8 protein-coding genes are annotated in these 12,001 nt (G+C 47.6%); 5 read left to right on the top strand and 3 right to left on the bottom strand.

Going from position 1 to position 12,001, the window contains the following annotated elements; all coding sequences use genetic code 11:
- The first annotated feature begins 1 nt into the window (after nucleotide 1).
- Nucleotides 2–1,138, top strand: coding sequence for an alkaline phosphatase family protein (locus tag CI595_RS06785; RefSeq protein WP_243135118.1), 1,137 nt, complete (start codon nucleotides 2–4; stop codon nucleotides 1,136–1,138).
- 133 nt (nucleotides 1,139–1,271) lie between these two features.
- Here the strand turns inward: CI595_RS06785 and CI595_RS06790 are convergent, their stop codons facing one another.
- The 3 genes from CI595_RS06790 to CI595_RS06800 are packed head-to-tail and all read right to left on the bottom strand — an operon-like array spanning nucleotide 1,272 to nucleotide 5,323.
- Nucleotides 1,272–2,960 (bottom strand): [FeFe] hydrogenase, group A, encoded by a 1,689-nt coding sequence (locus CI595_RS06790; protein WP_095172540.1) that lies wholly within the window; start codon nucleotides 2,958–2,960, stop codon nucleotides 1,272–1,274.
- Nucleotides 2,961–2,972: 12 nt separating this feature from the next.
- The gene (locus CI595_RS06795) at nucleotides 2,973–4,847 is read right to left on the bottom strand and encodes an NADH-ubiquinone oxidoreductase-F iron-sulfur binding region domain-containing protein (protein ID WP_095172541.1); all 1,875 of its coding nucleotides are present in this window, start codon (nucleotides 4,845–4,847) and stop codon (nucleotides 2,973–2,975) included.
- Nucleotides 4,844–5,323: an NADH-quinone oxidoreductase subunit NuoE family protein gene (locus CI595_RS06800; protein ID WP_033143487.1), complete on the bottom strand. Its 480-nt coding sequence runs from the start codon at nucleotides 5,321–5,323 to the stop codon at nucleotides 4,844–4,846. The genes CI595_RS06795 and CI595_RS06800 overlap by 4 nt, the downstream gene beginning before the upstream one ends.
- 395 nt (nucleotides 5,324–5,718) lie before the next feature.
- On the opposite strand from CI595_RS06800, the gene CI595_RS06805 reads away from it, so the two are divergent.
- The 4 genes from CI595_RS06805 to glgB all read left to right on the top strand — a co-directional run bounded on the left by CI595_RS06805 (nucleotide 5,719) and on the right by glgB (nucleotide 11,994).
- On the top strand, nucleotides 5,719–6,315 hold the full coding sequence (locus CI595_RS06805) for a TetR/AcrR family transcriptional regulator (RefSeq protein WP_095172542.1): 597 nt from the start codon (nucleotides 5,719–5,721) through the stop codon (nucleotides 6,313–6,315).
- Nucleotides 6,316–6,325: 10 nt separating this feature from the next.
- The gene (locus CI595_RS06810) at nucleotides 6,326–6,850 is read left to right on the top strand and encodes a flavodoxin domain-containing protein (RefSeq protein WP_095172543.1); all 525 of its coding nucleotides are present in this window, start codon (nucleotides 6,326–6,328) and stop codon (nucleotides 6,848–6,850) included.
- A 162-nt stretch (nucleotides 6,851–7,012) separates the two neighbouring features.
- Complete coding sequence (locus CI595_RS06815) at nucleotides 7,013–8,506, top strand: IMP dehydrogenase (RefSeq protein WP_095172544.1); 1,494 nt, start codon at nucleotides 7,013–7,015, stop codon at nucleotides 8,504–8,506.
- A gap of 116 nt (nucleotides 8,507–8,622) precedes the next feature.
- The gene (glgB, locus tag CI595_RS06820) at nucleotides 8,623–11,994 is read left to right on the top strand and encodes a 1,4-alpha-glucan branching protein GlgB (RefSeq protein WP_243135119.1); all 3,372 of its coding nucleotides are present in this window, start codon (nucleotides 8,623–8,625) and stop codon (nucleotides 11,992–11,994) included.
- Nucleotides 11,995–12,001: the final 7 nt, after the last annotated feature.

Here is a 12,001-nt window from a genome sequence, read left to right on the forward strand (position 1 = left end):
AATGGGAAAGAAATATGAAAAAGCAGAAGCAGGAGGACGAGAGATGTATGCAGATTACAGTAATGGCCTGGTGAATTTGTCCTGTTCTGTTTTAAAACGTTTTGGTGCTCGCTACAGCCATAAGACTTTACCCTGTGTGGACGAATGGATGAAAAAAGGGTATAAGAATATTGTAGTGGTTCTGTTGGATGGGATGGGCTGCGATGCACTGGAGTTTCATCTGAAACAAGATGGATTCTTTAAAGCGCATGATAGATGTCATATCTCATCTGTTTTTCCGCCCACTACAACGGCGGCTACCACTACCATGGAAAGCGGGCTGACACCAGTGGAACATGGGTGGCTGGGATGGAGTCTGTACTTCAGTGAAATCCATAAGATTGTAAATGCCTTTACGAATCAGGACCAGTATAAAAGAATTCCGGCAGAAGATTACCATGTTGCCAGTCGTTATATTCCTTACACAAATGTTTATGAGAAGATAAACCGGGCAGGGATTGGACATGGATATAGCGTGTCCCACTTTGGCACTCATAAAATAGAAACCTTGGATGAGATGTGCGATGAAGTTGTCAGACTTTGCGGACAGGCAGGTGAAAAATATATTTATGCCTACTGGGAAGAACCGGACAGTACCATGCATGACACAGGATGCCATAGTGAAAAGGTGACAGAACAGCTGCAGTATCTGGAAGAGAAGATCGCCATGATGTCTGAGCAATTGAATGACACGTTATTGATGGTCACAGCCGACCATGGTCATATTGATCTTTCCCATTATATTTTGACAGATTATCCGGAAATGATGGAAATGTTGAGATTTCCCATATCAGTGGAAGCCAGAGCATCGGCATTCTATGTTAAAAAAGAATTTCTGCATGAATTTGAGGAAAGATTTAACCGGAATTTTGGAAAAGACTTCCTTTTGTTTTCAGCTGAAGAAATGTTGGAAAAACAGATTTTTGGAGATGGAGTGCCTCATAAAAAATTCCGGGAGCTGTCCGGTGATTATCTGGCTGTGGGGATTTCCGATAAGGGGTTTGCCTATTCCGAAAATCTTCCTATGTTCCGTTCTAATCATGCTGGTATGACAGAACAGGAGATGATGGTTCCCCTTATCGTGGTGGAAAGGCCCTAAAAATAAATATTTATGCAAAAAAAAGAACTTTCTGTCCTGCCGTAAGACGGCCAGGCAGAAAGTTCTTTTGCTGCAGCGGGGGTACTAAAATCCCGCTGCACTATTTTTATATACTGTTTTTTACAGATCCACTTTAGTAACTGTCATTATGCAGCAGTTCATGCTCTTTGCCCTTTAACAGAGTATCATATAGTGACATGATCAGCGGATTTTCGTCAGCCTTACGGATACTGGTAACATTGTCCGCTTTGTAGAGGCCGTCTTTTCTGGCTGCTTTTGTGCGGTCTCCGGCTCTCGGCGGCTGACCGCCTCCCATGATACAGCCGCGGCGGCAGGCCATGATCTCCACAATGTGGTAGTGGGCTTCGCCGCTCTTGATCCTCTCCATGACAGTCTGGGCGTTTGCCAGACCACTGGCTACACAGACATTCAGCGGAATGCCTTTGTAAGTGACGGAGAATTCCTTGATACCCTCTTCTCCCCGGGCGCCTGTTTCCGCAACGGTATCCATGGTTGCCTTGTCATGCTTGTCTGCAAAACGGCGGAGCATAGCTTCTGTCACACCACCCGTTACGCCAAAGATAACACCGGCACCGGAACCAAAACCGAACGGCATGTCACAAGCTTCCGGAATCAGAGTCGGGAACTCAATACCGGAGTTTTTGATCATTCGGATTAATTCTGTGGTAGTGATAACAATATCTGTGTTCTGCTCTCCGTGGGTAAAACTGTTTGGACGAATGGCTTCCATCTTCTTAGCTGTACACGGCATAATGGAAACAACCACTGTCTTTTTGCCCTGGTTCTTTTCATAACCTCTGTAATATTCTTTGATGACTGCAGAGAACATTTCCTGAGGAGAACGGCAGGTGGAGAGGTTGTTCTTATACTCCGGATACTGGTCGCAGAGGAATTTCACCCATGCGGGACAGCAGGAGGTGAACAGCGGAAGTTTTGAGCTGTCACCCAGACGCTCCAGAAATTCCTTGGACTCTTCCATAATTGTCAAATCCGCGCTGAACGCAGTATCATAAACTTCATCAAATCCCATACGGTGCAGGACAGCTACCAGCTTGCCCATGACACTGTTTCCTTTGTCAAGGCCAAAGGCATCCCCTACTGCAACACGTACGGCCGGAGCTACTTGGGCTACAACCCTTGTATCCGGATCAGCAATGGCTTCCCACACTTCATCCATGTGGGTCTTGATGCTGATGGCTCCGGTAGGACAGTAGATACGGCACTGGCCGCAGCTTACACAGTCAGTCTCAGCCAGGGTCTTATTGAATGCCGGCATTGCCATGGCGTCGGTTCCGCGGAAAGCGAATCCCAGAACGCCCAGCCCCTGGATCTCGGAACAGGCACGCACACAGTCGCCGCAGAGAATACATTTGTTGGGGTCCCTGACAATAGAGGGAGAGCTGGTATCCAGTGGACGGATTTCCCTTGTGTTCTGGAAACGCACATCCGTGATATTCATTCTGTGGGCCAGATCCTGCAGTACGCATTCGCCGCTCTTTACACAGGTGGTACAGTCACGGCAGTGGGCGGAGAGCAGAAGCTCCACGATCAGTTTTCTGTATTTCTTGATCCTTCCGGAATTGGTGTAGATGACCATTCCATCTCTGGGAACCTCTGAGCAGGAGGCAAAGGTACGTCCCCTGTCATCCTCCACAGTACAGAGCCGGCAGGCGCCGAAGGTGGAAACCTCAGAGTGATAGCAGAGTGTCGGAAGATTGATTCCAGCTTTCCGGATGACGGAAAGCACATTTTTTTCATCGGTAAATTCTACTTTTCTACCGTCAATCGTCATATATCCCATATTAAAACCCTCCTATGCTTCCACGTAAATGGCATCAAAGGCACAGTTGTCTTTGCAGGCACCGCACTTGATACACAATTCGTTGTCAATATGATAAGCTTGCTTGCGCACGCCGGTGATCGCTCCCACCGGACAGTTCTTCGCACATTTTCCGCAGCCTTTACAGAACTCCGGATTGATAAGGAAGCGGCGCATGGCAGTACAGCATTTGGCAGCACATTTGTGTTCCAGAATGTGCTCCTCGTACTCATTGCGGAAGGTTTTTAAGGTGCTGATGACAGGAAGCGGGGCACTCTTTCCGAGTCCGCACAGAGCCATATTCTTGACCATGGCTGCCAGCTCTTCCAGGGTATCCAGATCCTCGATGACTCCTTTTCCGTCTACGATACGTTCCAGGATCTCCAGCATACGTTTGGTCCCTTCACGGCAGGGAACACATTTTCCGCAGGATTCCCTCTGGGTAAAGCTCATGAAGAACCGGGCAACCTCAACCATACAGGTGTTCTCGTCCATAACAACAAGTCCGCCGGAACCCATGATGGCATCGTATTTTTTAACACTGTCAAAGTCCAGACCCACATCCAGGTGCTCAGCCGTAAGACATCCGCCGGAGGGACCGCCAATCTGTACGGCTTTAAATTCTCCGCCGCCTTTGATGCCGCCGCCGATATCATAGATCATCTCACGCAGTGAGGTTCCCATGGGAACTTCGATCAGGCCTGTGTTCTCAATGGAACCGGTGATGGAGAATGTCTTTGTTCCGGGGCTTCCTTCTGTTCCTATGGTGCGGAACCAGTCAGCTCCTTTCATGACAATACCGGGAACATTGGCGAATGTTTCCACATTGTTCAGAACAGTAGGTTTGGCCCAAAGACCCTGGTCAACCGTTCTGGGGGGTTTTACACGGGGCATACCTCTGTCGCCCTCAATGGAAGCGGTCAGAGCGGAACCCTCGCCGCAGACAAAGGCACCGGCGCCCCGGTTGATATGCATATGGAAACAGAAATCCGTTCCGAGGATATTGTCTCCCAGCAGGCCCTTTTCCTCGGCCTGTGCCATGGCGTGTGTGAGCCTTTCTACAGAGAGCGGATATTCTGCACGCACATAGATATAACCGTCCTGTGCACTGACTGCGTAGGCGGCAATGGTCATTCCTTCGATGAGACGGTAGGGGTCACCTTCCATAACGCTTCCATCCATGAACGCGCCCGGGTCACCCTCGTCGCCGTTACAGACAACATAGTGTTCCTTTACGTCTGTGTGGGCAGCCACCTGTTTCCATTTCTTTCCGGTAGGGAATCCGCCGCCGCCTCTTCCCCGCAGACCGGATTTGTCCACTTCGTCAATGACATCTCTCGGAGACATGTCAAAAAGGGCTTTTGACAGGGCGCTGTAGCCGCCGGAAGCTATGTACTCATCCAGGGATTCCGCGTCAAAGCGCCCGCAGTTTTCCAGTGTGATCCTGGTCTGTTTGGCAATGAAGGGGATATCGTCCGGTGTAGGGAAGGATTCTTCCCCTTTTTTGTAGAACAGGCGTTCCACAGGTTCCTTGTTCAGGACAGTACGTTTGAAGATTTCTTCGCAGTCATCCATCTGTACTTTTACATATTGATAATGCAGGGGTTCAATCCTCATCAGGGGGCCTAATTCACAGATACCCTGGCAGCCGGTCTTCACCACTCCGATGTGGGGGACATGGCCTTCAAATTCTACGGAAACACCGGGCATGTCTTTGCAGAGCTCCTGCATTTTTTCATAGATTTTCTGTGAGCCGGTAGCGACACAGCCGGTTCCGGCGCAGATTAAGATACGGCATTCAAAAGAATCAATCTGTTTCTGGGCGGCCTCCTGCTCTTTTTTCAGAGCCTCTCTGTTTTCGATCATCATACGCTATCACCTCTCAATTCTGTGAGTAATTCCAATGCTTTTTCCGGCGTCATAGTCGGGTGTACTTCATTGTTCACGGTGAGTGTAGGAGCCAGCCCGCAGGCACCCAGGCAGGAAACAGTCTCCACAGTAAAAAGCATATCGTCTGTAGTGTGTTTCTTCTTGCTCAGGCCCAGCTCTTTTTGAAGGGCTTCCAGAATGGGCATGGATTTGCGGACATGACAGGCAGTTCCGTCACAGACTTTGATGATGTACTTTCCTTTGGGTTCAAAGGAAAAGTTTTCGTAAAATGTGGCAACACTGTAAGCTTTGGCTTCTTTCACCCCAATTTCTTTTGCCACGTAGGTCAACAGTTCGCCTGGCAGATAACGGTATTCTGCCTGAATGTCCTGCATGATGGGAATCAGTGCACTTGGCTTGCGGCCATAATGGCTAATGATTTCGTCCGTCTTCTGGTAGTAGCTCTTGTCAAGCATTCAGATACCTCCTTTAGATTTAATCATTCATGACAATAGAGAGTGAATGTGCTCTCTACTGTATTACAGTACACTTCCGCATGTGCGTTTGGGTATTTTTGCACATATACCTGTCCCCTAATTATATAATGTTAAGCGGAAATAAACAATAAATATTTTGAAAAAAACATAAAAATATACAAATTCATGAATGGTACCATAAAATTTGTATTTATACTTTCATGTACTGCTGTCTGCTCACGGTTTACGCAGGCCATCCTTCTTATACAGCAGCACTTTTCGGGCAGCATCTCCTTTAAAATTGTCTTCCGGAGCAGAGATCCGGTATTGACTATACTAACGATTGTTAGTATAATAAAAACTAACAATCGTTAGTTTGCGAGGAGGCAGGAGAGATGACAACAAAAGACAAGATTTTAAAGGAGGCCTTTTATCTGTTTTCAGAGCGGGGGTTTCATGCGGTTTCTGTCAGGGATATAGCCAGGGCTGTGGGGATCAAAGAGAGCTCTCTTTATAACCATTTCAAAAACAAGCAGGATATTTTTGACCGTATCGTGGATGTCCAGTGGGAGAATGCCAAGGCGTATTTCCGAGATAAGGAACTGCCCTTTGCCAAGGGCGATAACACAGAGATGTTTGAGGAGCGGGATATGGACAGGCTTGTGGAGAAGGTATTGTCCGTGTTTGCTTTTTTCTTTGAGGATGAGGAGAATGTGAGGTTTAGGCGGCTTCTGATCTTAAGTCAATACGAAAACCCCAGGGCAAAGGGGATCTATATCCAATTCTACAGGGAGTATATGCTGGAGTTTCAAAGCAGTCTGTTTTTGAGCCTTATGGATGCAGGGGTGCTGGAAAGAAGGGATCCGCGGATACTTGCACTGGAATTTTACGGGCCGGTTTTTTTACTGCTGCACACCTGCGAGGGTCTTAAGGAAGCGGGACCTGAATTTGAGAAACATTTGAGACAATTTATAAAAGTTTATGGAAAGTAGAGGATAAAAAATGAATATATTAGTGGTTTACAGTTCAAAGACAGGATTTACAGAGCGATATGCGGGCTGGATTGGGGAAAGGATACCCTGCACCTGTGTGAAAGCAAAGGAAGCGGAAGAAATAGATATTGAAAAGTATGACGTGATCCTATATGGCGGAGGTTTTTACGGAGGGCAGATCCAGGGGATCGCATGGCTGAAAAATAGGATTCCCCGGTTGCAGGGGAAGAGGATGGCGGTTTTTGCCACAGGTGCCACCCCGGAGGACTCCCCGGAGGTTGAAAAGGCGTTTGCTCAAAACTTAACAGAGGAGGAGCAAAAGGCAATTCCCTGTTTTTATCTGCAGAGCGGACTAAATTATGAAAAAATGGATTGGAAACTCCGGATGATGATGAAGCTTTTCTCAAAGATGATGGAAAAGAAGAAGGATAAAACCGAACAGGAAAAAATGATGGCAGCCTGTCTGAAAAATTCTTTTGACGTGGCGGATAAAAATAACCTGGAACCGCTGCTCCATTGGATCATGGAACAGTAAAGCAAAGGGGGACAGAGCAGGCTGTGGGACACAGAGCAAACCGTAACCAAAGCATTGAGATGGCATGGCTGAAACACAGGTGTTTTCATTGACAAAGAAGAACTGCCTGTGCTAGTATCAAACAAAACCAGAAACGTATTGAATACGAAAAGGAGAATTGACATGGCATTTTATTATGAGGAGCCGTCCAGAACATTTAGCGAGTACCTTTTGATCCCGGGTTATTCATCCACGCATTGCGTACCGTCCCAGGTGAATCTGAAAACCCCTTTGGTCAAATTCAGAAAAGGGGAGGACCCGGCGCTGTCTATTAACATTCCTATGGTTTCTGCAGTGATGCAGTCTGTTTCAGATGATAATCTGGCGGTGGCCCTTGCGCAGGAAGGCGGGCTTTCCTTTATCTATGGTTCCCAGCCGGTGGAAAAACAGGCGGAGATGGTGAAAAAAGTGAAACGGTACCGTGCCGGATTTGTGGTGAGCGATTCCAATGTGTCTCCTGAAATGACCCTTCAGGATGTTCTTCGTCTGACAGAGCAGACAGGCCATTCCACCATTGCGGTGACAGAGGACGGCGGACCCGGCGGGAAACTGCTTGGTATTGTCACCAACAAGGATTACCGGGTAAGCCGCATGGACCTTGATCTAAAAGTAAAAGAATTCATGACAAAACTGGACGACCTTGTATACGCAGAGGAGGAGACGACTCTGAAGGAAGCAAATGACATTATCTGGGAACACAAAATAAATTGTCTGCCTCTGGTGAACAAGAACCGGGAACTGGTGTACCTGGTCTTCAGAAAGGATTATGATACTCATAAAAAGAATGAAAATGAGCTGATAGACAGTCACAAACGCTATATGGTAGGGGCAGGGATCAACACCAGGGATTATGAAACCCGTGTTCCGGCTCTGATAAATGCAGGTGCGGATGTGCTCTGTATTGACAGCTCTGAAGGCTTTTCGGAGTGGCAGAAGATCACCATTGACTATATCAGAAAAAACTATGGGAATGATGTAAAGGTAGGAGCCGGAAATGTGGTGGATGCGGAAGGCTTCCGTTTTCTTGCCGATGCAGGTGCTGATTTTGTAAAAGTGGGGATCGGCGGCGGCGCGATCTGTATTACCCGGGAGCAGAAAGGCATCGGAAGAGGCCAGGCAACTGCAGTGATCGAGGTGGCAAAGGCCAGAGATGAATATTTTGAGGAGACGGGGATTTATATTCCTATCTGTTCTGACGGAGGCATTGTGCACGATTATCACATTACCCTGGCATTGGCCATGGGCGCTGACTTTATCATGCTTGGAAGATATTTTGCCAGATTTGATGAGAGCCCTACGAAAAAAGTCAATATCAACGGAAGTTATATGAAGGAATACTGGGGTGAGGGCAGCGCCAGAGCCAGGAACTGGCAGCGGTATGATATAGGAGGAGAGAAAAAGCTTTCTTTTGAGGAAGGCGTGGACTCCCTGGTGCCTTATGCGGGAAGTTTAAAGGATAATGTGAGCCTGACGCTGAGCAAGGTGCGTTCCACCATGTGCAACTGCGGCGCGCTTACGATTCCGGAACTGCAGGAAAAGGCTAAAATAACGCTGGTATCCTCTACAAGCATTGTGGAAGGCGGCGCGCATGATGTTATGCTGCGTGACCAAAGATAAGGGTGTATGAACAGCTGCCCGCAGCCGGCAGCAAAATTGTACAGACGGACCCGTTTTCATCCAAGGTTTACTTTTTAACGCTTTAATGATAAAATGTAACAAAAGGAGGGTGTTTTATGTCTGACAAATTATATGAATTGATGGATTGGCCTGAAATAGAGGCTATTGTATATTCCGAGGAAAGTGAACCGCGCCGCATTCTGGGGCCACGTGTGACAAAGGACGGCATCCTGATTCAGTGTTTTTTACCCGGTGCTGTGCAGGCGAAAATCCTGCTTACAAAAGAGAAACAAACGTATGATATGGTGATGGAAGATGAAGCTGGTTTTTTCGCTGTTCTGATTCCGGGAAATAAAATACCGAAATATAAAGTGGAAATGCAGGACGGGGAAGGAAATAAAAAGCAGTTCTATGACCCCTATGCCTTTGAAACGAAAATCAGCCTGGATGAGGAACAGCAGTTCTGCGCAGGTATCTGTTATGAAATTTATGAGAAACTGGGCGCGCATACCATGACCATAAATGGGGTATCCGGTGTGTATTTTGCAGTCTGGGCACCCAATGCCCTTCGTGTTTCCGTGGTTGGTGATTTTAACCATTGGGACGGCAGGATCCATCAGATGAACCGTCTGGCTGTATCCGGGATTTTTGAATTATTTATACCCGGGATCAAACCGGGCGCCCTGTACAAATATGAGCTCAAGGCAAAGGGCTCCCTTGTTTACTTAAAAGCAGACCCCTACGGAAACCAGGCGGAGCTGCGCCCGAAAACAGCTTCTATCGTGGCGGATCTGAACCATTACCAGTGGCAGGATGACCAGTGGATGAAGGACAGAAAACATATCAATGACGAGAAAAAGCCCATGCTGGTCTATGAGATGCATTTAGGCTCCTGGATAAAACCGGAGGAAGAGGGTAAACTGTTCTGTAATTACCGGGATATTGCTCCGAAGCTTGCAGAATATTTAAAAGATATGGGGTACACACACGTAGAGCTTATGCCGGTTATGGAGCATCCCTATGATGCTTCCTGGGGATATCAGGTGACCGGGTATTATGCGCCTACCAGCAGATACGGAACCTGTGAGGACTTCATGTATTTTATGGATTATCTGCACCGGCAGGGGATTGGTGTGATCCTCGACTGGGTGCCTGCGCATTTCCCGAAGGATACACCGGGGCTTCCAAATTTTGACGGTACCTGTCTGTATGAGCATCTGGACCCAAGGCAGGGGATGCATCCTCATTGGGGAACATTGATCTACAATTACGGAAGACCGCAGGTGAGAAACTTCCTTATTTCCAATGCACTTTTCTGGGTAGAGAAGTTTCATGCAGATGGCATCCGTATGGATGCGGTTGCTTCCATGCTTTATCTGGACTACGGAAAGAATGACGGGGAGTGGGTTCCAAACATCTATGGAGGCAACGAGAATCTGGAGGCAATCGAATTTCTGAAGCATCTCAATTCCATTTTTAAGAAAAGACATCCGGACGCGCTTCTGATCGCGGAGGAGTCTACTGCCTGGCCGAAGATTACCGGCAGTATTGAGGACGAGGGCCTGGGCTTTGATATGAAGTGGAATATGGGCTGGATGAATGACTTTATTGACTATATGAAAAAAGATCCGCTGTTTCGCGGAGGTGCTCACGATGAACTGACATTCAGCATGGTTTATGCGTACAGTGAAAAGTTCCTTTTAAGTCTGTCCCATGATGAGGTGGTACATTTAAAAGGCTCTTTACTTATGAAGATGCCGGGGGACAAGGCGGAGAAGTTCGCAAATTTGCGTGCAGCATATGGCTTTATGGCAGTACATCCCGGCAAGAAGCTGTTGTTCATGGGACAGGAATTTGCCCAGGAGAGAGAGTGGTCTGAGGAGAGAAGCCTTGACTGGGATCTTCTGGAACAGTCCCAACACCAGCAGTTTAAAAACTATGTGAAAGCGCTCTGGAATTTCTACAAAGGCCATCCGGCTCTGTTTGAACTGGATTATGACACGGAAGGGTTTGAGTGGATCAACCACATGGAATCCGAGAAAAACATGCTGACATTTATCAGGAAAACGAAAAAGAAAGAGGAGCAGCTGGTGATCGTGTGCAACTTCTCGTCTCTGGCATATGAAAAATACCAGATGGGAGTTCCGTATCCCGGTAAATACAAAGAAATCTTTAACAGTGATGCCGTGGAATTTGGCGGAACCGGCGTGAGAAATGCCAGGGTGAAATCCTCCAAACGGGCAGAATGCGATGAAAGAAAGAATTCCATCGTGATAGATGTTGCGCCGTTTTCTGTACAGATCTTCTCCTTTACAAAAGAGGAGAGAAAGACAACCGCTAAGGCATCTTCCGGGAAAGCTGTGAAAGATACGGCGTCTGTGAAAGCACCTGCAAAGAGGAAAGCTAAGACGACAGCAAAGAATGCCGAGATCAAGGGAAAGTCCGGAGTATCAAAAGTCCGTGTAGAGCTGGAAAAGAAAATTGAAGAGGAGCGGAAAAAAGAGCTGGAGCAGCAGGCGTTGCAAATAGCTGCGGCAGGGAAAACTGCAGAAAAGGCAGGCTCCGGGAAAGCTGAGGCAGAGACGGCAGACACCCAAATTGTTGCAAAGGCGGAGACCGGGAAAACAGCATCAGGGACAAAAGCTAAAAATTCAGCCAAATCGAAAGCTACAGCAGATCCGGATGCAAAAAAGCTGTCCGCAAAGCCGAAAGCTGAGAAAATACAGGAAGAACCGGATGCAAAAAAGATAGCCGCTAAACCGGAATCTGAGAAAATAGAGGCAAAACCGGATGCGAAAAAGATAGCCGCAAAGCCGGATGCCGAGAAGATAGAGGCAAAACCGGATGCGAAAAAGATAGCCGCAAAACCGGAATCTGAGAAAATAGAGGCAAAACCGGATGCAAAAAAGATAGCCGCTAAACCGGAAGCTGAGAAGATAGCCGCAAAGCCGGATGCGAAAAAGATAGCTGCAAAGCCGGAATCTGAGAAGATAGAGGCAAAGCCGGATGCGAAAAAGATAGCTGCAAAGCCGGAATCTGAGAAGATAGCCGCAAAGCCGGATGCGAAAAAGATAGCCGCAAAGCCGGAAGCTGAGAAGATAGCCGCTAAACCGGAAGCTGAGAAGATAGAAGCAAAGCCAGAGGCAAAAAAGATAGCCGCTAAACCGGAAGCTGGGAAGATAGAGGCAAAACCAGAAGCGAAAACGATAGCTGCAACAGCAGAGGCGGAGATTACGGAAGCAACGCCAGCTGCGAAAGAGACAGCTGCAAAACCGGAGGCTGAGAAGACTGAGGCAAAACCGGAAGCTGTGCAGGCGGAAGAAGACAAGCAGTCTGTAAGTCCTGCAGTGGAAAAGGCAGAGAAGGTTTCTGCGGCAGCAGCGAAAGCAGAAGAGACAAAAACAGCGGAGACAGGAAAGGCCGGTACACAGACCGTCCGGACAACCTCCAAAAAGAAAACAACGAGAAAGACAACCAAGAAAAAATAAGGATGAA

The organism is Blautia hominis (assembly GCA_002270465.1).
Classification (GTDB): Bacteria; Bacillota; Clostridia; order Lachnospirales; family Lachnospiraceae; genus Blautia; species Blautia hominis.

Excerpts from the sequence above, each read along its gene's own strand:
- CI595_RS06785 (WP_243135118.1), top strand. The coding sequence starts at position 2 with ATGGGAAAGAAATATGAAAAAGCAGAAGCAGGAGGACGAGAGATGTAT.
- CI595_RS06790 (WP_095172540.1), bottom strand. The coding sequence starts at position 2,960 with ATGGGATATATGACGATTGACGGTAGAAAAGTAGAATTTACCGATGAA.
- CI595_RS06795 (WP_095172541.1), bottom strand. The coding sequence starts at position 4,847 with ATGATGATCGAAAACAGAGAGGCTCTGAAAAAAGAGCAGGAGGCCGCC.
- CI595_RS06800 (WP_033143487.1), bottom strand. The coding sequence starts at position 5,323 with ATGCTTGACAAGAGCTACTACCAGAAGACGGACGAAATCATTAGCCAT.
- CI595_RS06805 (WP_095172542.1), top strand. The coding sequence starts at position 5,719 with ATGACAACAAAAGACAAGATTTTAAAGGAGGCCTTTTATCTGTTTTCA.
- CI595_RS06810 (WP_095172543.1), top strand. The coding sequence starts at position 6,326 with ATGAATATATTAGTGGTTTACAGTTCAAAGACAGGATTTACAGAGCGA.
- CI595_RS06815 (WP_095172544.1), top strand. The coding sequence starts at position 7,013 with ATGGCATTTTATTATGAGGAGCCGTCCAGAACATTTAGCGAGTACCTT.
- glgB (WP_243135119.1), top strand. The coding sequence starts at position 8,623 with ATGTCTGACAAATTATATGAATTGATGGATTGGCCTGAAATAGAGGCT.